The sequence below is a fragment of the Evansella cellulosilytica DSM 2522 genome (assembly GCF_000177235.2).
Classification (GTDB): domain Bacteria; phylum Bacillota; class Bacilli; order Bacillales; family Salisediminibacteriaceae; genus Evansella; species Evansella cellulosilytica.
In genome coordinates this window covers 2,164,925-2,186,798 of record NC_014829.1, presented here as the reverse complement: position 1 = coordinate 2,186,798, position 21,874 = coordinate 2,164,925, and the positions used below count along the sequence as shown (strand labels likewise).

Sequence of the window (21,874 nt, the reverse complement as noted above, 5' to 3'; positions counted from 1 at the left end):
TAACCGAGGTGAAAATTCCACATGACAAATAAAACACAAATGGTATTAGATGGTACTCTTACATTTAGTAAGCCTACTACACAAGATGGTGCTCCAATGTGGGAACTCGTTAATAAATCCACACTCGATTTAAATTCTCCGTATAAATACATCATGATGTGTGAGTTTTTCTCAGAAACATGTGTTGTGGCTAAGGAAGATGGTAAAGTCGTTGGTTTTGTTACTGCTTTTATTCCCCCAGAAAAGAATAATGTTCTATTTATCTGGCAAATTGGTGTTGATGCATCGCAACGCGGCAAAGGCATAGCATCTAAAATGCTTCAACAGCTTTTGGAAAGAAATGTGTGTAAAAAAGTAAAGTATGTGGAAGCCACTGTTACCCCAACAAATATCGCTTCACAATCGTTATTTTTCAGGCTAGCACGTGAGTTGAACACAGAATGTACCGTAAATGAATGCTTCTCTGAAGAGCTATTTCCTGGTGAAAAAGGAAATCATGAAGCAGAGGATACGTATAGAGTTGGACCAATAACCAAGTAAAACGATAGAGTTAGTATGTATAAAATAAAATGGAGGTATTACTTTAAATATGATTAAAAATGACCTGAGTATTTTTGAAGAAATTGAATCTAATGTACGGAGTTATGTGAGAGGGTTTCCTACTGTATTTACGAAGGCTAAAAATTATAAAATGTGGGATGCAGATGGAAAAGAATATATTGATTTCTTCTCTGGAGCTGGTGCTTTAAACTATGGTCATAACGATCCTAAAATGAAAGAAAAACTTGTTGAGTATATTATGAATGATGGCGTAACACATTCATTAGATATGGCAACGGAAGCGAAGGCGGAGTTTTTGAAGAAATTCAAAGAAGTTATATTAAAACCGCGTAACCTTGACTATAAAGTGATGTTTCCAGGACCAACTGGAACAAATACTGTAGAAAGTGCGTTAAAATTAGCACGAAAAGTCACTGGAAGAACGGACATTATTAGCTTTACAAATGGTTTCCATGGAATGACTATTGGATCATTATCCGTCACAGGAAATGCGTCAAAACGAGCGGGCGCAGGAATCCCATTAAATAATACTGTAACAATGCCATTTGATAACTTTGTGAACGAAGAAATGGATACTTTAGATTATTTAGAGAGATTTTTAGAGGATAATGGTAGTGGTGTTGATACTCCGGCTGCTATGATTCTTGAAACAGTTCAAGGAGAAGGCGGAATCAATGCTGCAAGGTTCGAATGGTTACAGCGGGTTGATGAAATCTGTAAAAAATGGGGTATTCTACTTATCGTTGATGATGTTCAAGCTGGAGTAGGTCGTACAGGTACTTTCTTCTCATTTGAACCAGCGGGAATTAATCCTGATATTGTATGTTTATCTAAATCAATTGGTGGCTACGGATTACCATTGGCACTTACTTTGTTCAAGCCTGAGTTAGATATTTGGAACCCTGGTGAACATAATGGTACTTTCCGTGGTAACAATCCTGCATTTATAACCGCTACAGAATCCTTAACTTATTGGGAAGATAAGTCCTTTGAGGAAGGGATACAAGAAAAGTCAAAATTAATTACTGAGTTTTTACATGAGATGGTTACTAAATATCCTGAACTTGAAGGTAACGTTCGTGGTCGTGGATTCATGCAAGGAATCGAGTCCCAAATTGATGGTCTTTCTGCAAAAGTCGCTGAAGTTGCTTTTGAGAAAGGGTTAATTATGGAAACATCAGGTGTAAATGATCAAGTATTTAAATTATTTCCACCGTTAACAATAGACGAAGAAGGATTGAAAAGAGGTTTTAACCTGATAGAAGAAAGTATTAAATCACTGATTGCTAAAAAAGAATTAGTTGCTAATTAATAAAAATATACTGAATTTACAGGAGGAAGCACAACATGAAAACAGTTAAACTTGAAGACATTATTGGAACTGATCAAGAAATTGATGGTGGTAACTGGGTTAGTAGACGATTACTATTAGCAAAAGACGGAATGGGATATTCTGTTCACGATACAATTATTAAAGCCGGTACTGAAACACACATTTGGTACCAAAATCATTTAGAAGCCGTTTATTGTATTGAAGGTGAAGGTGAAGTTGTTACTTTAAAAGATAACAAAGTACATGAAATTAAAGCTGGTACCATCTATGCATTAGATGAGCACGACGAGCATTTATTACGTGGAAAAACAGATATGCGAATGGTCTGTGTATTTAATCCACCGATTACGGGCCGCGAAGTTCATGATGAAAACGGTGTTTATCCAGTAATAAAAGAATAATGTATGATAAAAAACAATCAAGCTAACACTTGATTGTTTTTTTATTTTGTCTAATTTAAATGACGATCAATTATTTATTCTAATTCATATTTTGTGATTGGCCACCATTTATGACCATTCTCTTGTAACAAATCTTCAGATTCATTTGGTCCCATTGTACCAGATGGATAGAGAAATGGTTCTTTTTTGCTCTTTTTCTCCCACACTTCTGAGATAGCGTCAATGAAATTCCATGAAAGGTCTAATTCATCCCAATGAGCAAAATTAGTAGCATCGCCTAACATACAATCATATAATAATCGTTCATATGCTTCTGGAGTATTAAAGCCATCAATACCGTCGTTTCTATAATCTAAACGAACTGGGACCGTCCCACCTGTTGGCCCGAGTTTTTTTCCGTTTAATGTAAGGCTAATCCCTTCATCAGGCTGTATATGAATGATAAGTAAATTCGAGTGAAGGGTTTCCTTATTTTTATAGTACAGATTCATCGGTAATTCTTTAAATTGTATTACAATTTTAGTAGATTTCTCTTTCATCCTTTTTCCAGTTCTAATATAAAAAGGTACTCCTGCCCATCGATGATTATCTATCATTAATTTTCCTGCTACGAAGGTCTCTGTGTTTGAATCTGGATTTACTTTATCTTCACTTCGATAACCAGGTACTTCATTATTATTGATCTTTCCAGGACCATATTGTCCTCTTACAAAATATTTTTCAACTTTGTCTCCTTTAATAGTCCGTAAGGCACGGAGCACTTTGATTTTTTCACTCCTAATCTCATCCGTCGTAAGCCGGATTGGTGGATCCATTGCTAGTAAAGAAACCATTTGTAACATATGGTTTTGGACCATGTCCCTTAAAGCACCAGAGTTTTCGTAATATCCACCTCTATCCTCAACTCCTAAAGTCTCACTAGAAGTAATTTGTACATTAGAAATATATCTGTTATTCCATAATGGCTCAAAAATGGCATTTGCAAATCGAATGACTTCTATATTTTGGACCATTTCCTTTCCTAAGTAATGATCTATGCGATAAATTTCATCTTCTGTAAAGGCTTCGCGAATTTCATCATTTAATTTTTTTGCAGAGTCGTAGTTATGTCCAAATGGCTTCTCTATTACTAACCTTGTCCAACCTTTTGTATTTGTTACTCCCTCTGTTTTTAGATTCAACGCTATTGTACCAAAAAATTCCGGTGCCATTGCCATGTAAAAAATTCTATTTCCTTGTATGTCATACTCATCTTCTAATGAATTGATAAGGTTGTCTAAGTCATGATAGGACGATTTACTAGTGACATCAAAAGGTAAATAGTAAAAATGATTACTAAATTCATCTAAATCACTTATATCGCCTTCTACTTCACTTTTTATAGAAGCAGATACATTCTCTCTTATAATTTCATTCGTCCAAGCTCTCCTTGCTACACCAACAACGGCAAATTTTTTGGAGAGTTGTCCTTTTTTATATAGGTTATAAATCGATGGATAGAGCTTTCTTTTTGCTAAGTCACCAGTAGCCCCAAATATGACGATAACTGTACTAGGTTTTTCCATTTAGCGATATCCTCCCTCTTATTTATTGATTATGTACATACTTTTTTCAGTGTACCCTTTGAATCAGTATTTATCAGTTTTTACAGAAAAGAAAAAAGATACTTCCAAAAAAGAACCATCTTTTTTTCTTGCTTTATTTAGAAGTTTCTAACGGTTGTAGTTTCGCCTCAATTTCAGCTCTTTTATCTTCAAAGAATGGAGGCAAAGCTAACTTCTCACCAAGTTCCTCAAACTCCTCATCTACTTCAAATCCTGGACCATCCGTTGCCAATTCAAATAAGATTCCATTCGGTTCTCTAAAATAAAGTGATTGAAAATAGTATCGTTCAACAATACCAGAATGACCAATGTTTAAACTGGTCAGCTTATTTTCCCACTTTTTTAACTCAATATTATCTTTAACACGAAATGCAACATGATGAACACTGCCTCTACCCGCTTTTTCTCGGGGGAGAGCTTTCTCTTCTATAACATGAACTTCTGCACCACTCCCCCCTTCCCCAGTTTCATATACATGAATCGTTTTGCTTGATTGATATGTATGTTTCTTTCTAAATCCTAATACCTCAACTAATGTATTAACAGTGCGTTCTAATCGTGAAACTGTTAATTCGACAGGACCTAAGCCAATGATTCCATAATCATCAGGAATAGTGCTTTTGCCCCACGCCTTACCACCAGGTACGCCTACGTTCTTTTCATCAGAAACAAGCATAAGTCTTTGATTTTCATGATCCTTAAATGCTAAAGTACTTCGTCCACATACTTCTGAGATGATCTCATGTTGCACACCGTATTTATTAAATCTATTTTTCCAATATTCTAATGCTTTATCATTTTTTACTCTTAAAGTCGTTAATGATATACAATTGGTACCTTCATACGTCCTACCCACGACTGGTATTTCAAAAAAAGTAAAATCAGTTCCTGGATTTCCTCTTTCGTCGGCGTAGAAAAGGTGATACATGGACGTATCATCTTGGTTTACAGTCTTTTTTACAAGCCTTAGTCCTAACATTTTTGTATAAAAGTTATAATTATCTCTTGCATTTTTTGTTATTGCAGATACGTGATGAATGCCTATTAATTGTTTATTCGGCAACTTAAATACCTCCCACGATAATATAGTTAGCTGTTAACCTTATGATAGTCCCAATTATTCCTTTTTGCAAAGTTGCCTTTATTATTAAGTTTTTAGATAAGCTGTTATTTCTTTAAATACTTCCTTTACCCTTTCCTCTGTAATAAGGTGACCTGTTTCTTTATAGGTTACTAATTTCGCATTTGGCAAGTCGTCTTTTAGTTTTTCACCTACGTGTACAGGGACAACTCGATCATTCTCTCCCCATAATAATAATGTTGGTATATGAATTTTCCTTAAATCAAAACTATGCAAATCTCCTTCTCGATGGCGAAGGAGGCGAACTAAGGAACAATAAAATGCCTTTTCTTGAAGTGGTCTAGAAAACTCCTTAATTAGTTCTTCATGAATATGACTTTTGTTGTAAAAAACTGTTTCTAAAGTTTTCTGGATATCTTTTTGTTGTATCCACTTTTTTGCTATATAAGTAAAAAGGGGTAAGTAGGAGCAATATATAAGGATTTTTTTTGCTCTTGCTCTATATCCAGAACTACATAAAAGAATCAACGTGTCGATTAACTCAGGATTTGATTTAGCTATATAAAGCGCTATTTGTCCTCCCATTGAGTGACCGACTATAGATACTTTATTTATTTCAAAATGTTTCATACACTCAACAACAAGCGATGCATAACTTTCAAATGAATAAACAAACGATTTCGATTTTTCACTTTTCCCAAATCCAGGTAGATCGATAGCTATAATGGAGAAATGCTCAGATAATAATGGAATAAGCTTGTTGAATGTATAGGTAGAGGAGACGAAGCCATGGAGTAAAAGTAGTGGAGGCTTATTATTTAACTTGTATTCACAATAAATGTTTACATTTGCTATATTAATATATTCATTATTTAAGTAGATTTTTGACATAAATCGTTTAACTCCTTTTGCTTTTTGTTTATAATATACCCAAATATCAAGGGAAGTTATGAGTCATATATTTATGTTACAATTACTGTATGACATGTAAGGAGTATTTCTCTATGAAAAACATACATTTAAAAGTTATATTAGAAACTTTCCTCGTTGGTTTGCTAGGTGGTTTGTTATTCTTCGTATTGGATTTACCTTTACCATGGGTTTTAGGAGCAATGGCTTTCATTATGCTTTGGCAAGGTTTTTCAAAAAGAACAATACTATGGCCATCCCCAATAAAAAATAGTGGTTTATTAATATTAGGTACATTTTTCGGACTTTACTTTACTAATGAAACCTTTATAACTGTTGGACCTTATATCTTACCGTACATACTTTTAACGATCATCCTCATCTTTATTAGTATTTTTAACAGTGCTCTATTAGCCAAGTGGATTAAAGTTGATAGAATCACAAGTATTTTAGGTTCCATTCCTGGTGGTTTAACAGAGATGGTGACAGCTAGTGAATCGTTGCATGCGCGTCCATCGTTAGTCGCCATTTTTCAAACTGTACGACTATTAACTGTTCTATTCGTTGTACCTTTTGTAACTATACATTTATTTACAGCGAGTGATGTTGAATCATCCTTTGCATTAGAAAACGAAGGGAATGAAATGATCTCACTAAGTTGGGGGTATCTGTTGTATGTTATTCCAATTGTGGCAGGTATAACGCTAAGAAATGTGATGCCTGCAGGTATTATTATTTTCCCATTAGCAATAACCGCTTTGCTCAATATTAGTTCGCTTGAATTATTGCCACTCCCATCCATCATTCTCATTATTGCACAAATTTTCGTCGGAATAGGAATTGGTAAAAATATTCATTTTAAAGACTTAAAAATTGGTGGTAAATATTGCTTTGCTTATTTTGGTTTAGCGCTTGCTCTCATCGCTATATCGTTTGGACTAGGTGTCATTTTAGCAGCATTAACTTCTTTGTCTTTGTCTACAGCGATGTTAAGTATTGCTCCTGGTGGACTAATTGAAATGGTATTAACCGCTGCAGCAATCGGTGCAGACCCAGCAATTGTAAGCGCGCTTCAGTTTATACGAATACTGATAATTATTATCTTCGTACCACCTTTGATAAAATGGTTTTTCGAAATGAAAAAGAAAAAAGAAAAGGTTAAAAAAGCAGCATAGTAATTGCTTCACATTCTTTTTAAGCGACTGAAAAGTCCACAGTCAAGTTTTATCTTTGTTTCATCTAAAAAAGGACCATAAAGGTATGAACTGCCTTTATGGTCCTTTTTTTCATATTTCCATTCATTTTTTCATTGTTCTCACTTCTTTTTTATTAAAGGAATTCCCCCACATTTTCACCCTATTTAATTTCTCCATCATCCATCCACGCTGAAATGATGTAATATTTTCATCAGGACACTCGAATGGATCAGCAATACCATTGGCTATTATAGTCACCTTTAATTTTTCTCCTTGTTCTTGCATTGCATAACTGCCTAGCTTAAATATTTCTGCTTTATGAAAAAGGTCATTTAGCCTTAAATTTATTTGTCGAAACGTATCCATATGAACGTCTTGTGAGTAACCTATATTGACAATGAGCTGATTTCCTTCAGCAAAATCTGATGGTAAATACGGTGTTGAAATAAAGTGTTTTAATGGCTCATCAAATGTTTTCCCTTCAAATGTTCGTACAAATAAAGCGCCATCTTTATTACTAACAAACGTTTTTAAATCATGAACATCTATATTAATATCTCCAGTATGTTGTATCATTTCTCGAATACTTCTTATTGGTGCTGCTTCAATCTTGTCAAAGATTTTATTAGCATCGATAATAGAAGTTTTCGATTCAATTGTTTCCATCATTCCATCACTATTAAAATATATAATAGCATCACTAATTTCTTTTAGTCTGAAATACTGCATGATGGCTGTTTCCATTCTTTTTTTGCCCTCGAATCGGAATGGAAATCTAAAAATGACAAATAAGAGGGCTTGTCCATCTTTTAATTTATATAGTTTTTCATATAGAGCATCTGTTTCACTTTGATTACCACCAGTAAATCGAAAAAAACAAATGCTTTGCTGTTGATGATGAAGTAAATATTGTAAATCCTGTTCATGAAGCTCTTGTTTTAGTTCGTATATTGTTATGGAGTTATCCATTTCTTTCTCCCTCCCTCTAAATTTTATTATATATGGAAAGGGACAAAATTCCTGTCAATTGCCGTCGTTGCATCGGTCGATATATTTGTCGGACTATAAGTAATTCACTCATCATACCTCTTATCCTGTCTTATTCAAATAGGAATATAAAATTTCTATTTTATAACCTTGTATAGGAGATAATGAATTTTAGTTCAAGCAAAGCGATAATAAATCAACATAATGGTGGACAAAACAAATATAAAATTCAGGAAAACAAATATTATTTGATCGACTTTAGTTTTATGCATTTTAATAGGTGGCTTGTAAAAAGATACTCCTTCTATAATAAATGTGATTAAAATAATATGAATCATAAAATGACCGATGATTTCAACAAAACCAAAAAGCATTGTTGTCATGACGAAAATACCTGTTAACACAAATGCCAACAATCGATTTAATATGCCTACAACAAGTAAGTAACCAACAACAAACTCGATAAATGCAGTTAAACTAACGAAAATTTCAGGTGAAAATCCAAAGGTTGGAACACCATGGTGATTAATGACATCAACTGCCATGACGGGATACACCCATTTTTCAACAGCTACCCAACATAAAGAAAGTCCAGTTGCTAAATAGAGAAACGGAAAGCCCCATTGTTCATATTTTGTTTTTCCAGTAATTAGTACAAAAACAATAGCTAAATAGAATCCATAGTCAAGCATGTGGAATACACCATATTGAAATAGCTTATTTATAAACAGACATAATATGATAAATGCAGCTGTCCTTGTACTATATCGATGTGGTATAAATAAACAAATAATTGCTATCCAAGTTAATATTGGAACGACTAACATGTCATACTGTAATTCTGGTGCAAACAACCCACCAGTAACAACTTGGATTATTAACGCTAACCCTGTGCCATATCTTAATATTGGAAAAGTAAACGGCCTATATTTTTCGAGCTTTCTATCGGTTTTTCTAGACCATTCAAATTCCATTAACTTAGGAAGCATTTGCGGTAAAATAGCTAAAATGATGGCAATAATAATTGTCATTACAATAAAAAAGGGACTAATAATATTTTCAATCATTTCTTTTTCTGGTATTACATCTGTAAACCATTTAACATGACTAGATACAACAAACGGGATAAATAAAACAAATATAATTGTAATCAATGCAGTAGCAGTAGAAAGCCTCTTCATATATTTCCACCTCTTAACATAAATTTATAAGCGTTAATATGATTACTCTTTCGAATGAATTTATTCACTTTCGGCTCATCTCCTTTGTACTAATAACGTGTATTCACCATATAATGGTTATAAATAGAAAGGAGAAAACTATGAATATGGAAAAATTACATAAACTATCATTAAACACTCGAAACCTTTATCCAGAAAATAAAGAGTCACCAATCCACTTTCTCCATGACACTAATACTCCTACACACCTGAAATTTATAAGAAACCATTTTTCATACCCCTACCCTCCTGAAACGAATATCTCTATTTTTATTAGTGGACATGTACAAAAAAGTATCTTATTTACCCTAGCTGATATATGTAAATACCCAATTAGAACTGTCCATTGTGTGTTGGAATGTGCAGGGAATAAACGTTCTTTTTTTCGTCCTAAAGTATACGGGGAGCAATGGGAGAACGGTGCTATAAGTCAGGGGAAATGGAGTGGTGTATCACTGAGAGACTTGTTATTATGTACTGGAATTAATCGAAATGCGAATGAGGTCGTATTTAAAGGGAGAGACAAAGGAGTTAAAAAAAAGAGAGTTGTTCATTTTGAACGTAGCCTTCCAATTAAAAAAGCATTACATAAAGATACAATTGTTGCTTTTAAATATAATGGTAAACCAATTTCTTATAAAGCTGGAGGTCCTATTCGTCTCATCGTACCACAATGGTATGGAATGGCCTCTGTGAAATGGCTTTCTGAGATAACTGTTATTAAAAATAAATTTAATGGACAATTCCAATCGGAAGACTATATGTATTATCCTCTCCCGCCTAATCACGCTAATGTAAAACCTGTTACTTCAATAAATGTTAATAGTATTATTCAATCTCCTATAAATTATGCAACTTTATCTAGTAGTAAACATCTTATAAAAGGTATTGCATGGACAGGTGAAGGAGTAGTAAAGTCCGTTCGTGTTAGTGTTGATGAAGGGCAGACATGGCAAACAGCTTATTTAAATAAATCTACAAATACTGAATCATATACATGGGTTCAATGGTCGCTCCTTTGGCATTTTAAAAGGAAAGGGCATTATGTCATATTAGTTCAAGCTGAGGATTCTTATGGTCGCTTTCAACCGGAAAGTGCCTTATGGAACCGTAAAGGCTATGGTTACAATGAAATAACTAAGGCATTTATTAACATTGAGTAAGGGAACGTACCTCTATGCAATGTGCAGAGTCGACGCAGTGCCTTAAGCCCACTATAATAAGATTTCTTATAGTGGGCGCTCGGTGTGTGGTTTAATAGCTGATGGGACTGCTATAATATAGGAGACAGTAATCTCGATATCGATTCCTTAAATCTAATCGTCCTCGATCGATTATGATATAATTCCAATGTTAGCTCCGTACTATCAGCGATATCATTTTCAAAATAAAAAGCAAGTGCCTCTGATGTTTTCACATCGTATATAAAAGCGTTCACTTCAAAGTTCAATTTAAAGCTACGAATATCTATATTAGCAGTTCCAACAGAACTTATTTGCTTATCTACTATTATTTTTTTAGCATGAATAAAACCTTTTTCATAAATATAAACCTTAGCACCCGTTTTTAATATTTCACCAACATGGGAAAGTGTAGCCCAATAAACAAATGGGTGATCTGGCTTATTCGGTATCATAACTCTTACATCTTTTCCCGACAATGCAGCAATGCGAAGTGCATCAAGTAGGCTTTGATCTGGTATAAAATATGGGGTTTGTATAAAGATTGAATCCTTTGCCGACATAATCATTTTTATATATCCATTTTTAATTTGCTCCCACTCGGAATCTGGTCCGCTTGATACGATTTGGATAGCTGCTGTGCCGTTATATTGTTTCTTAGGAAAATAATCTTCATGATAATCAATTTGATAACGCTTTGAAGCTTGATTCCAATCTAGAATAAATCTCGTTTGTATAGCATCAACTGCTGGACCTTTTATCCTTAGATGAGTATCTTTCCAATAACCAAATTTTTTGGATTTCCCTAAATATTCATCTCCTACGTTGAACCCTCCAATATATCCAACAACACCATCAATCACTACTAGCTTACGATGATTTCTATAATTTAACCTAATGTTAATTAATGCAAGCTTTGAAGGGAAGAAGACACCAACCTCTCCTCCAACAGCCTCTAGCTCTGAAAAATGTTTTCTCTTTAGCTTTCTAGAACCTAATTCGTCGTACAATACTCTTACTTTTACACCTTGTTTAGCTTTTTCAACAAGTAAATTAATTATTTTTGAACCTAATTCATCATTTTTGAATATGTAATATTGTATATGAATAAATCGTTTAGCTGCGACAATATCAGCAAGGAGTTCATTAAACTTGTTCTCCCCGTCAACTAAAATATTTATGTCATTACCTTTCGTAAGGATAGAGTCGTTGTTTACTAAATGCATAAAGATTAGGTCACGGTATTGGTCAACAATTGGATTATTAAATGTATGGTTTTTATTCTTAATTTGCCTGATTTGTTCCTTTATTAAATTTTCAATTCCTATTTTGCGTATTCCTTCCCAATCAAACAATCTCCTTCTCGTTAAATTTTGTCCAAGGAATAAATAAATAATAAAGCCCAAAAAAGGGATAAAAAATAAAATCATTAACCATGCCCAAGTAGCAGAAGCATCTTTTCTTTCAATAAATATGATGACAATTGCAAAGAGGATGTTAATAATAAATAAAGTTGTTAATAGTATAGAGGCCATCTTAAAACCTACCTAACGAATATGTATTTACCAACATCTTATCACACAGAGTAGCTAATAGTGCGAAAAAAGAAAGCAAATTCATTAGTTATCTAGTTGGTCGCACCACTTATTATTTTATACTAAGGAAAGCACCCCAATTTAGAGGTGCTTTCTTATTTCCAATTTATTTTTTATCTTGCTCTAATAAATAGTTGTACCCAAGCACCACGATAAAACCCAACACCTATCGTGTCAAACTGACCATTAAGTATATTTTGTCTATGCCCTTGGGAGTTCATCCATGAGTTCATAACTTGCTCTGGAGTAGTTTGGCCTTTTGCAATGTTTTCTGCTGCTGCTTGATAATTAATCCCGAATGACCTAATCATGTCAAAAGGGGACCCATAATTTGGGCTATTATGTGAAAAGTAATTTGAATTAATCATATCTTCGGCTTTTCTATGAGCAACGTTTTTTAGGTCAGCTCTGTGCTGTAGTGGCTGTAAGCCTCTATTCGTTCTTTCACGATTGACTAATTGCACAACTTGATCTTCAAATTGGCTATGGTGCTCTGCTGATTCTTTTAATCGTATTACCTCGCCAACTTGCATATTATAAGGATCAATTTCTGGATTAAGTCTCATAAGCTCACGATAATCAACGTTATACCTTTGTCCAATAAACCAAAATGAATCTCCCCTAGATACTTTATAGTGCTCAAATGGCGGTTCATCAAACATTTGAATTTGTGCCTGGGCCGCTACTGGGAAAAGGAACATTAATGCAAATGTAATTGCTACTAATTTTTTTATCATGTTTTACCTCCTATGTTCTTTTATTTACATAAAATAGTTTGTATCTTTCAATGAAAAGTAATGTATGTAAATTTAATTTTTTTAGATAATCGCAATTGCTTGTCTCATTGATGAGATTAAATAGATTGAATTTCAAATCTTTAGGTGTGCATTATATTAAAAAGTAGAAAACTTCGAATACCACATATCGCAAAATCTACACTTTTCTTAAATGAGAAATGTTTCTCACATTGTTTATTGTCAAAATCCAAAAAAATAAAGAAGGTTAGTTCCCTTCTTTTTTCTTTTGATCGCTAACTTTTTTATTTTTGTGATCTTCCAATATCAACTTCAATTTTTCCCATCTCTCTTCGTCTACTTTTTTTGCTTCTTCTAATATTTTTTCTAGCTCTTTATTAGTGCTCATATCATTCCCCTCCTCTTACCACTATACTATTTATGACATTCTTCTTATGTTACAATGTGTAGCAGAAAAGATGGAGGTATATTTAATACACTGAAATTGCATTATGATCGCCCCTTACAGGCAAAGTGTTTAAAAGCATAAGAAAAACTAAAAACGAGTTTGGTGAAGCTCGTTTTTAGTTTTTTCTTAGAAGCGATAAAGGAATGATGCAACATGTCTTTAAAGTAGCAATAGTTCTGTTCGTTGCATCGAGGGACTGGAAAAAGAAGAGACAAGCGAATATTCTGTGGTGAAAAGTGACAACAAAGTTTAGTTAACAAGCAAATTTTTTAAAATGAGAAGATACATTTTTTTGTAATTTTAGAAAATGAGTGATGAAGTTTATTCAACTTTCTAACTTTTTTCTTATTATAGTAAGGATTCTGCACCGTCGATATAAATTTCTGTACCCGTTATGTGACTAGATGCATTTGATGAGAGGAAATATACAAGTTCAGCAACCTGCTCTGGAGAACCAGGACCATGCTCTAAAGGCTGATTACCTTCTGGATAATTGACTGGAATTTTCACATTATCTAATTCGTGTTTTTCTGTTGTGTTTTCACCAATGTTCGTCGTAATCGCTCCAGGGCAGATCGCATTTACTCTAATATGATAGTTCGCAAGCTCCAACGCTGCCATTTTCATAAAAGCAACTTGACCTGCTTTAGATGTACTATAAGCAGACATACCAATATTGGAAAATACACGATTACCATTTATTGAACTAGTAATAATAATACTTCCCCCCTCTTGTTTCATTAAGGGAATACTATGCTTAACAAATAAAAATGTACTTCTTAAATTTGTTTCTAAAGTATTTTCCCATTCAGTAATTGACATCGCTTCAATTGGACTTAATATTCCGTTTATTCCGGCATTAATAAAAATTGTTTGAACAGAAGTGTGATTGTCCTTAATTTGTTGAAATCCTTCTATAATTCTCGCTTCATCTTTTACATCAATGTCTAAAACCTCCGAGCTTCCCCCATTGTCTATTATTTGATTCTTAACCGTTTTACCCCTCTCTTCTTTTAAGTCAATGATATAAACAAAATAACCCTCCTTAGCTAGCTTTAAAGCAGCTGCTTTGCCTATGCCAGATCCTCCACCAGTGATGACAGCAACCTCGGAATCTTTATACATATAGAAACCTCCTAAAATCATTTCCAAATGTATAATACCCAACTTAAGTAAAACTATAAATAACCTGAATCGATAACTGGCGAACACTTTCGCTAGCATGATTCAGGTTTAAAGGAGAACGCCGAAAAGAATGTATTAATTACTATTTCGAGTTTTCCATTTATATTTTAGTTGTTTAAATTGAAAATACATGAAGCACCCTATACAAAATCCTAATAAGGCTACAGTTGCCGCTACCGTGACCATTGCTACGAATACCCAACCAATCCAATGTTCAGAAATAAATAAGACTAATAAGCCAACAAAAAGCAGACTTGCAGCAATTGATTGATTAAATCGTGTTAAAACAGCCGATTCTGTATCATCCTGCGAAAGATCTCTTTTAGTAATCATTTTCTTTACAATAAATGCAATATTTGCTTTTCCCCCAAAGATGAGTGATGTCATTATAATTAGAAATGTTATTAACAGGATCCAAACATTTTGTAACAATATTGACAAAGTAGTCAATGCTACTAACATAGACTGATTCGCTTTTACTAAAGAAACAGGAATTCCCTTCATTCTTCAGCCTCCTTTAATTCTTATATGCTTACTTAGAATTATGACAAAAATAGTAACAAATAACAATAAAAAAGTCTTACGAGAATTACACGTGATAAATATCACATACACTTCTTTTTAGAAATGGTTTTATTAAATTACAAAACGTTTTGTAGTACTGATACTTACCATCTCATATGTCAAACGATATGTAGTAGGAGGAACACAAGTGGAAAAATTAACAGTATGGAATCCTGAGGACAACAAATTTTGGGAAGAAAAAGGTAAAAGAATTGCTAATAAAAATTTAAAAATTTCTGTATTTGCTCTAATACTAGCTTTTTGTATTTGGCAACTATGGTCTGTTACAGCAACAAGGTTAAATGATGTTGGATTTAACTTTACAAACAGTGAATTATTTACACTTGCAGCACTACCTGGATTAACTGGTGCAACATTAAGATTAGTTTACACATTTTTACCTGGCTTATTAGGTGGGAAAAAAACGACAATACTCACAACTGTCGTACTCCTTATTCCGGCTATAGGAATTGGTTTTGCAGTGCAGAATCCAGAAACTTCATTTTTCACAATGGCATTACTTGCTGCTTTATGCGGATTGGGAGGAGGAAATTTAGCTTCTTCAACAGCTACTATTAATCCATTTTTTCCAAAACAATCAAAGGGTACAGCAAATGGGATTAATGTTGGAATTGGAAATTTAGGAGTAAGTGTCGTACAATTTGTTACTCCAATTGTCATAGGCTTAGGGTTTATAGGAGCCATTACTGGTGGTGCTCAAATATTGCCAGATGGTTCTGAAGTATACATTCAGAATGCTGCATTTATTTGGGTAGTTCCTATTATTGTTGCAACTATTTTAACAATATTTTTTATGGATGAATTACCCAATACAAAGCAAAGTGTGAAAAGTCAGCTTTCAGTATTGAAGCTGAAACATTTCTGGATCATGGCTTGGTTATATATCATGTGTTTTGGTTCATTCATTGGCTTTGCGGCAGCATTTCCTTTGTTAATTAGAGCTGAGTTTCCAGAGATAAATGCTGTAGCTTTTGCGTTTTTAGGTCCATTAATTGGCGCATCTTTACGACCAGCAGGTGGTTGGTTGTCAGATAAAGTTAACAGTGGTGCAAGAGTGACTTTTTGGACCATAATCGTAATGATGTTAGGAACAGGTGGTGCCATATTTTTCTTAAATATACAAAACTTCATTGGGTTCTTAATTAGTTTCCTTCTGCTGTTCGCCGGTACTGGAATTGCTAATGGCTCTACATTTAGAATGGTGCCATATATAGTTGAAGAAAAGCAAGCTGCCCCTGTCATGGGTCTTATTGCAGCATTAGCTGCCTATGGTGCATTTTTCATTCCGAAAATTTTCGGTTGGTCTATCGAATCGACCGGAAACGCAAATGTCGCTTTAATCATTTTTATTTGCTACTACTTAGTGAGTTTAGCTGTATGTTGGTATTGGTATACTAGGAAAGGCTGCGGTCAACATTGTTAATTAGATAGACAGGATGTTTTATCTTTTAACTCAACCTTAAGCAATGTATAGAACACTTAAAAGTTGACTTACGCCGTGATATTCACTGCTATCATATTCTGATATTTTCATAAAAAGCTGTTATCGAATGGATTTATTCCCTTAGATAACAGCTTTTTTGTTGAACTTCGGTTCTATGTATTGTAAAATATTTAACTTGTATAGCGCATACACGCACTAATCAGAAAGCCATATATATGTAATATATATAATATAATTTAATTCATTTAATATTAACGGAGGAGATCGTAATGACTTATACTCCAAAAGCCCTGATTGATAACAAAGATGAGAAGAAAAAAAGTGATATCATTGAGGAGCTAGAGGATTTAGAATTTCAAATGTATCGCATGCGTGAAAACATCAAAGAGATTGCTAAAAGAAGTCAAATACTCGGTATTGAACAAACTAAAGAAGAAAAATGGGTCATTGTGTATATAATAGATGATGGACATGTATGCAAAGTGATGCTACATGATTGTGAAACTCCCTATCTTGGGAAATGGGATTTCTCTATACATGCACAATACAAAAATAACGAAATTCACATTGATGATATTAGAGGTGCACATAATCGTGGTTTCGGTTCTGTATGTATGAAGTTTTTAAAAGATCATGCTCTTAATAATAACATTCAATATATTACAGGTGAAATATGTGAAAGAGATTGGGATCACATCGATCGTTTGAAGCACTTTTATAAAAAGCATCACTTTGCTATTGAGATACAAGAAAAAGAAAAATATGGAGAAATTTATTGGTCACCAGCTGTTTAAGGTCGAATGTACGTAACTACATTAGCGAATGAGGGAGATAGTAATCCCCCCATTCGCTTATGAGTGATTACATAATAGGGTTATGACCGGTATTGTTATTAAGGTTGTAATAATCATAATTACTCCACTGCTTATAATAAAACTACTATGCCAACCAGTTATCATTTGAAAAATGAGGACGATGATACCAACCGATAAAATGAGTAGTGAAAATGTATATTTTAACCAATTGTAACGTTGCCAAAACATGTGGATGAACATTGCACTATGAATTTGTATTAAAATAAAAAATGCACATAAGAAATAATAAAAGCTCACTTTCACGCCCCCCTTTGAGAGAACTATTTTACTATAATGAATACTGTGAACTTTAATACTCTATATGATTATGTCTGAAAGCTTATAAAAGTTCATCAAAACTAATATGAAACGTTTCGCTGATTCAAAATAAAAAATGGTGTTCATAGGGTAAATCCTATTGAAACACCACCACTATATTATTTACAATAAACTTTCCTTATGATTTTTTGCTGAGAAGATAACATGTTCAGCATACTGTAATTCTCCAGTCGAAGGCGCTTCCATTGACTTAAAAGGGTTTATCAACCCCATTGCTTCCCATTTTAATTCCCCATCTTTTTTATATGGTAACAGTTCAAATTTAGTAACATTCGGTAAAGAAGCTAATAAACAACCGAGTTCTTTATAATGCGCTACATTGTTCGTAACACTTGGTAGTAATATATGCCTTAACCACATTTCCTTAGACTCAGAATGTAAGTATTTTGCTAGCTTGATTGTATTTCTATTGGAGTGTCCAGTTAGTAGTATGTGCTCTTGTTCATTCATATGCTTAATATTCAAGATCACTAAATCCGTTACATCAATGATCTCATTTATATTATTTGGAATTAACGAACCTGAAGTAATAAGTGTCGTTTTTAACCCTAATTTTTTGCATTGCTTTAACAAAGCGTATGTAAATTCAGGCTGCATGAGAGGTTCACCACCACTTATGACAACACCACTGTTTTTAATCGTTCTCATATATGGAGTATAATTTATTATTTCGTTGATCATCAATTTTGATCCTATATACAAACCAGACCTTTTATGCCATGTATCAGGATTATTGCAAAATTGACACATCAATGGACACCCTTGTAAAGAAATCGTAAAGCAAATTCCAGGCCCATATTCATATAAGTTTAGCTTAAACTTATGAACATAACCTTTCATATGACCACAACCTTCGAGCGTTATTATGTTTCAGAGGAATCCCAATAAATCTTAGCATTTTTTACCATTAAGAACTATTGTAGTGTATTTGCTAATCTTTAATAAGATGGTGTCCATAATCTATAAAAAATACTGACAATGGACACTCACCGCGTCCTCTATAGTTACTGCGGTGGCTCCAAGCATTGCTTAAAGGTTGACCCAAAAGGTGAAAATCAACCTTTGAGTCAACCTCTTCATTACTATTTAATCCCTTTATATGCTTTACGATAAATTTCTGCCAATTCAGTTACAAGTGGTAGCTTCGGATTTGCAGTAGTACATTGATCTTCAAAAGCACGATCTGCTAAATAATCAACTTTAGCTTCGAATTCTTCTTTTGAAACACCGCAAGCCTCTACGCTCATTGGAATTTCAAGTCGTTTTGCTAATTTTATAACTGCATCAATTAGGCTCTCAACACCCTCTTCTGTCGTTTTAGCTGGTAAGCCTAAGATTCTCGCAATCTCCGCATACCTCTCATCTGCTTTAAAGTGAGAATATTTTGGGAATGCAGTAAATTTCGTTGGCTTCGTTGCATTGTAACGAATAACATGTGGCATTAATATCGTATTAGAGCGGCCATGGGCGATATGGAACTCAGCCCCTAATTTATGCGCTAAACTATGATTAATTCCTAAGAATGCATTTGCAAAAGCCATTCCTGCTATTGTAGATGCATTATGAACTTTTTCTCTCGCTAACTCATTGTTTCCATTATCATATGCTTGTGGTAAATATTCAAAGATTAATTGAATTGCTTTAATTGCTAAGCCATCAGTATAATCGTTTGCCATGACAGATACATAAGCTTCTAATGCATGAGTTAATACGTCCATTCCAGTGTCAGCTGTAACTACTTTCGGAACTGATTTCACATACGTTGGGTCAATAATCGCGACATCAGGTGTTAATTCATAGTCAGCTAACGGATATTTTGTCCCTGAAGATTTATCTGTAATTACAGAGAATGAGGTTACTTCTGAACCTGTACCTGATGTTGTTGGTATGGCAATAAATTGTGCTTTTCTTCCAAGTTTAGGGTACTTAAATACACGCTTACGAATATCAAGGAATTTTTGTTTTAAACCATGGAACTCTACTTCTGGATATTCATAGAACAACCACATACCTTTTGCTGCATCCATTGGTGATCCTCCACCAAGAGCAATAATGGCATCAGGTTGGAACTTGTGCATCATCTCTGCCCCTGCCATAACAGTTTCGATAGATGGATCCGGCTCTACATCAGAAAAAACTTGATATTGTACTTTGTCTTGACGTTTGTTCAAGTAATAAGCAATTTTATCGACATAACCCATTTTCACCATAATAGGGTCAGTGATAATCAGTACTCTAGAGATGTCAGGCATTTTTTCTAAATACTGTGTTGAATTCTTCTCAAAATACACTTTTGGTGGAATTTTAAACCATTGCATATTATTTTTTCTCTTTCCTATCTTTTTATAGTTTACTAAATTAAGTGTTCCTACATTTTGTGAAACTGAATTCCTTCCGTAAGAGCCGCACCCAAGTGTTAATGATGGTAAATAACCGTTATAAATATCTCCGATTGCACCTTGTGATGATGGGCTATTTGTTATAATTCTTCCAGCTCTCATTCTAATACCATATTGCTTCATAATTTCTTCATCATTCGTATGAATAACAGCAGAATGTCCTAATCCACCTAACTCTAGCATTTCGTTAGCACGCTTGAAACCTTCCTCAGTACTATTGACTTTATAGCAAGCTAAAACTGGGCTAAGTTTTTCTCTTGAAAGAGGGTGTTCCATTCCTACAGCTTTAAGTTCTGCTATTAATATTTTTGTATCGTCTGCCACTTCAAAACCAGCCATTTTTGCAATAGTTGCGGCTGATTTACCAACAATATCACCATTGATTGCACAATATGTGCCAGGTGCAGCATTACTACCAGGGAAAACTAATTCTTCAAGCTTTTTAATTTCATCTTTTGTAAGGAAATGACATTTATTACTGATTAACTCTTGTTTTGCTTCATTATAAATTTCTCTATCAATGATCACAGCTTGTTCAGAGGCACAAATCATTCCATTATCAAAAGTTTTAGATAGAATAAGATCATTAATTGCTTGCTTCACAGTTGCAGTTTTCTCAATATAACAAGGGACATTTCCAGGTCCAACTCCTAATGCTGGTTTTCCTGTACTATATGCTGATTTAACCATTCCTGCACCACCGGTTGCTAATACTACTGCAACACCTGGATGGTTCATTAATTGCTGTGTAGCTTCAATAGATGGTAGGTGAATATATTGAATACAATTTTTCGGTGCACCAGCTTTAACAGCAGCTTCGTACAATACATCTGCAGCTTTAGCACTACACTTCTGTGCAGAAGGGTGGAATGCAAATATAATTGGGTTTCTTGTTTTAATCGAAATGAGTATTTTGAACATTGTTGTAGAAGTAGGATTTGTAACAGGAGTAACTCCAGCTACTACACCAACTGGTTCAGCTACTTCAATAATTTCTTCATGTTCATTTTCAGAAATAATGCCAACCGTCTTGTTATATTTAATTGCATTGTGAATATATTCGGTAGCAAATATATTTTTTATGATTTTGTCTTCATATACTCCTCTTTTTGTCTCTTCAACAGCCATTTTTGCTAAAGGCATATGTTGATCTAACCCAGCAAGTGCCATCTCTTTTACGATGACATCTACTTTTTCTTGATCAAAATGCAAAAATTCTTCATGCGCACTTTTAGCATTGGCTACTAAATCATTAATCATCTTTGTAACATCGTTCACTTTTTTAACTTCTCTCTCTTCAACAGCCATAATTATTACCTCCAATTAAATATTTGTGAAACATTTCACATAAATTCATTAAACTATATTAGGATAACTTCATTACCACTCACGCGAGTTGTTTCATGGAGTAATAATTTTCCTTTATCCCTTTACAACTCAATTATATTACATTTTATGTGATAATGTTTGACATATTTGTGAAGTTCTTCACATTTCGTTTTGATACCGTTTTCATTGTGACAGCTTTGTTAACAACCTTTCTAAAGTTTATATTTAATAAATATATTTATTTATAATGTAATTATATACCAACATTTCCACTATAGATATATAGATTAATGTCTAAAATGTTGCAAAAATAAGACAATTATTGCCACTTTTTGTTCTATAACATATACGAACAGTTATATTCCAAGCTTCATCCTTTGTCTATTTTTTTAGTTAATATAAAATAACTGACTTCTTCTCACTTAATATAGATTTTAAAGAAATACTTATTCAATAGAAAAGAATCAC

The 21,874-nt window shown here is 33.7% G+C and carries 20 protein-coding genes; 7 read left to right on the top strand and 13 right to left on the bottom strand.

Going from position 1 to position 21,874, the window contains the following annotated elements; translation table 11 throughout:
• Positions 1-21: 21 nt before the first annotated feature.
• The 3 genes from ectA to BCELL_RS09965 are packed head-to-tail and all read left to right on the top strand — an operon-like array spanning position 22 to position 2,295.
• Positions 22-540 carry a diaminobutyrate acetyltransferase gene (gene ectA / locus BCELL_RS09975; RefSeq protein WP_013488593.1) on the top strand — a complete coding sequence of 173 codons (519 nt, stop codon included), beginning with the start codon at positions 22-24 and terminating at the stop codon, positions 538-540.
• Between the two features lie 49 nt (positions 541-589).
• The gene (gene ectB / locus BCELL_RS09970; protein ID WP_013488592.1) at positions 590-1,873 is read left to right on the top strand and encodes a diaminobutyrate--2-oxoglutarate transaminase; all 1,284 of its coding nucleotides are present in this window, start codon (positions 590-592) and stop codon (positions 1,871-1,873) included.
• Positions 1,874-1,908: 35 nt separating this feature from the next.
• Positions 1,909-2,295 (top strand): ectoine synthase, encoded by a 387-nt coding sequence (locus BCELL_RS09965; protein ID WP_013488591.1) that lies wholly within the window; start codon positions 1,909-1,911, stop codon positions 2,293-2,295.
• 74 nt (positions 2,296-2,369) lie between these two features.
• Here the strand turns inward: BCELL_RS09965 and zwf are convergent, their stop codons facing one another.
• The 3 genes from zwf to BCELL_RS09950 form a co-directional block, all read right to left on the bottom strand.
• Positions 2,370-3,860, bottom strand: a complete 1,491-nt coding sequence (zwf, locus tag BCELL_RS09960) for a glucose-6-phosphate dehydrogenase (protein WP_013488590.1) — start codon at positions 3,858-3,860, stop codon at positions 2,370-2,372.
• Positions 3,861-3,993: 133 nt separating this feature from the next.
• Positions 3,994-4,962 (bottom strand): ring-cleaving dioxygenase, encoded by a 969-nt coding sequence (locus BCELL_RS09955; protein ID WP_013488589.1) that lies wholly within the window; start codon positions 4,960-4,962, stop codon positions 3,994-3,996.
• Positions 4,963-5,046: 84 nt separating this feature from the next.
• Positions 5,047-5,871 (bottom strand): alpha/beta fold hydrolase, encoded by an 825-nt coding sequence (locus BCELL_RS09950; protein ID WP_013488588.1) that lies wholly within the window; start codon positions 5,869-5,871, stop codon positions 5,047-5,049.
• Positions 5,872-5,984: 113 nt separating this feature from the next.
• On the opposite strand from BCELL_RS09950, the gene BCELL_RS09945 reads away from it, so the two are divergent.
• A complete protein-coding gene (locus tag BCELL_RS09945; protein WP_013488587.1) occupies positions 5,985-7,064 on the top strand; it encodes an AbrB family transcriptional regulator in 1,080 nt (359 codons plus the stop codon).
• Positions 7,065-7,187: 123 nt separating this feature from the next.
• Here BCELL_RS09945 and BCELL_RS09940 read toward each other — a convergent pair whose 3' ends face one another.
• Positions 7,188-8,054, bottom strand: a complete 867-nt coding sequence (locus BCELL_RS09940; RefSeq protein WP_013488586.1) for an FtsZ/tubulin family protein — start codon at positions 8,052-8,054, stop codon at positions 7,188-7,190.
• A gap of 194 nt (positions 8,055-8,248) precedes the next feature.
• Positions 8,249-9,253, bottom strand: coding sequence for a DoxX family membrane protein (locus BCELL_RS09935; protein ID WP_013488585.1), 1,005 nt, complete (start codon positions 9,251-9,253; stop codon positions 8,249-8,251).
• A 146-nt stretch (positions 9,254-9,399) separates the two neighbouring features.
• Here BCELL_RS09935 and BCELL_RS09930 point away from each other — a divergent pair, with 146 nt between their 5' ends.
• On the top strand, positions 9,400-10,455 hold the full coding sequence (locus BCELL_RS09930) for a sulfite oxidase (RefSeq protein WP_245546980.1): 1,056 nt from the start codon (positions 9,400-9,402) through the stop codon (positions 10,453-10,455).
• 110 nt (positions 10,456-10,565) lie between these two features.
• Here the strand turns inward: BCELL_RS09930 and cls are convergent, their stop codons facing one another.
• The 5 genes from cls to BCELL_RS09910 form a co-directional block, all read right to left on the bottom strand.
• The gene (gene cls, locus BCELL_RS09925) at positions 10,566-12,008 is read right to left on the bottom strand and encodes a cardiolipin synthase (RefSeq protein ID WP_013488583.1); all 1,443 of its coding nucleotides are present in this window, start codon (positions 12,006-12,008) and stop codon (positions 10,566-10,568) included.
• Positions 12,009-12,181: 173 nt separating this feature from the next.
• Positions 12,182-12,805, bottom strand: a complete 624-nt coding sequence (locus BCELL_RS09920; protein ID WP_013488582.1) for a CAP domain-containing protein — start codon at positions 12,803-12,805, stop codon at positions 12,182-12,184.
• Positions 12,806-13,070: 265 nt separating this feature from the next.
• Positions 13,071-13,211, bottom strand: a complete 141-nt coding sequence (locus BCELL_RS22535; protein WP_013488581.1) for a hypothetical protein — start codon at positions 13,209-13,211, stop codon at positions 13,071-13,073.
• 408 nt (positions 13,212-13,619) lie between these two features.
• Positions 13,620-14,396: an SDR family oxidoreductase gene (locus BCELL_RS09915; RefSeq protein WP_013488580.1), complete on the bottom strand. Its 777-nt coding sequence runs from the start codon at positions 14,394-14,396 to the stop codon at positions 13,620-13,622.
• Positions 14,397-14,531: 135 nt separating this feature from the next.
• Entirely contained in the window at positions 14,532-14,960 is a 429-nt protein-coding gene (locus BCELL_RS09910) for a DUF4395 domain-containing protein (protein WP_013488579.1), read from the bottom strand.
• 208 nt (positions 14,961-15,168) lie between these two features.
• On the opposite strand from BCELL_RS09910, the gene BCELL_RS09905 reads away from it, so the two are divergent.
• Both BCELL_RS09905 and BCELL_RS09900 read left to right on the top strand, forming a co-directional pair.
• Positions 15,169-16,464, top strand: a complete 1,296-nt coding sequence (locus BCELL_RS09905) for an MFS transporter (protein ID WP_013488578.1) — start codon at positions 15,169-15,171, stop codon at positions 16,462-16,464.
• Positions 16,465-16,754: 290 nt separating this feature from the next.
• Positions 16,755-17,279 carry a hypothetical protein gene (locus BCELL_RS09900; protein ID WP_013488577.1) on the top strand — a complete coding sequence of 175 codons (525 nt, stop codon included), beginning with the start codon at positions 16,755-16,757 and terminating at the stop codon, positions 17,277-17,279.
• 57 nt (positions 17,280-17,336) lie between these two features.
• Here the strand turns inward: BCELL_RS09900 and BCELL_RS22530 are convergent, their stop codons facing one another.
• The 3 genes from BCELL_RS22530 to adhE form a co-directional block, all read right to left on the bottom strand.
• On the bottom strand, positions 17,337-17,597 hold the full coding sequence (locus tag BCELL_RS22530; protein ID WP_013488576.1) for a hypothetical protein: 261 nt from the start codon (positions 17,595-17,597) through the stop codon (positions 17,337-17,339).
• Between the two features lie 183 nt (positions 17,598-17,780).
• On the bottom strand, positions 17,781-18,518 hold the full coding sequence (locus BCELL_RS09895; RefSeq protein ID WP_013488575.1) for a radical SAM protein: 738 nt from the start codon (positions 18,516-18,518) through the stop codon (positions 17,781-17,783).
• Positions 18,519-18,760: 242 nt separating this feature from the next.
• A complete protein-coding gene (gene adhE, locus BCELL_RS09890; RefSeq protein WP_013488574.1) occupies positions 18,761-21,385 on the bottom strand; it encodes a bifunctional acetaldehyde-CoA/alcohol dehydrogenase in 2,625 nt (874 codons plus the stop codon).
• Positions 21,386-21,874: the final 489 nt, after the last annotated feature.

Coding starts and splice junctions, on each gene's coding strand:
- cls (WP_013488583.1), bottom strand. CDS start 12,008: ATGGCCTCTATACTATTAACAACTTTATTTATTATTAACATCCTCTTT.
- BCELL_RS09920 (WP_013488582.1), bottom strand. CDS start 12,805: ATGATAAAAAAATTAGTAGCAATTACATTTGCATTAATGTTCCTTTTC.
- BCELL_RS09895 (WP_013488575.1), bottom strand. CDS start 18,518: ATGAAAGGTTATGTTCATAAGTTTAAGCTAAACTTATATGAATATGGG.
- ectB (WP_013488592.1), top strand. CDS start 590: ATGATTAAAAATGACCTGAGTATTTTTGAAGAAATTGAATCTAATGTA.
- BCELL_RS09940 (WP_013488586.1), bottom strand. CDS start 8,054: ATGGATAACTCCATAACAATATACGAACTAAAACAAGAGCTTCATGAA.
- BCELL_RS09945 (WP_013488587.1), top strand. CDS start 5,985: ATGAAAAACATACATTTAAAAGTTATATTAGAAACTTTCCTCGTTGGT.
- BCELL_RS09930 (WP_245546980.1), top strand. CDS start 9,400: ATGGAAAAATTACATAAACTATCATTAAACACTCGAAACCTTTATCCA.
- adhE (WP_013488574.1), bottom strand. CDS start 21,385: ATGGCTGTTGAAGAGAGAGAAGTTAAAAAAGTGAACGATGTTACAAAG.
- BCELL_RS09935 (WP_013488585.1), bottom strand. CDS start 9,253: ATGAAGAGGCTTTCTACTGCTACTGCATTGATTACAATTATATTTGTT.
- BCELL_RS09965 (WP_013488591.1), top strand. CDS start 1,909: ATGAAAACAGTTAAACTTGAAGACATTATTGGAACTGATCAAGAAATT.
- ectA (WP_013488593.1), top strand. CDS start 22: ATGACAAATAAAACACAAATGGTATTAGATGGTACTCTTACATTTAGT.
- BCELL_RS09910 (WP_013488579.1), bottom strand. CDS start 14,960: ATGAAGGGAATTCCTGTTTCTTTAGTAAAAGCGAATCAGTCTATGTTA.
- BCELL_RS22535 (WP_013488581.1), bottom strand. CDS start 13,211: ATGAGCACTAATAAAGAGCTAGAAAAAATATTAGAAGAAGCAAAAAAA.
- BCELL_RS09915 (WP_013488580.1), bottom strand. CDS start 14,396: ATGTATAAAGATTCCGAGGTTGCTGTCATCACTGGTGGAGGATCTGGC.
- BCELL_RS09950 (WP_013488588.1), bottom strand. CDS start 5,871: ATGTCAAAAATCTACTTAAATAATGAATATATTAATATAGCAAATGTA.
- zwf (WP_013488590.1), bottom strand. CDS start 3,860: ATGGAAAAACCTAGTACAGTTATCGTCATATTTGGGGCTACTGGTGAC.
- BCELL_RS09900 (WP_013488577.1), top strand. CDS start 16,755: ATGACTTATACTCCAAAAGCCCTGATTGATAACAAAGATGAGAAGAAA.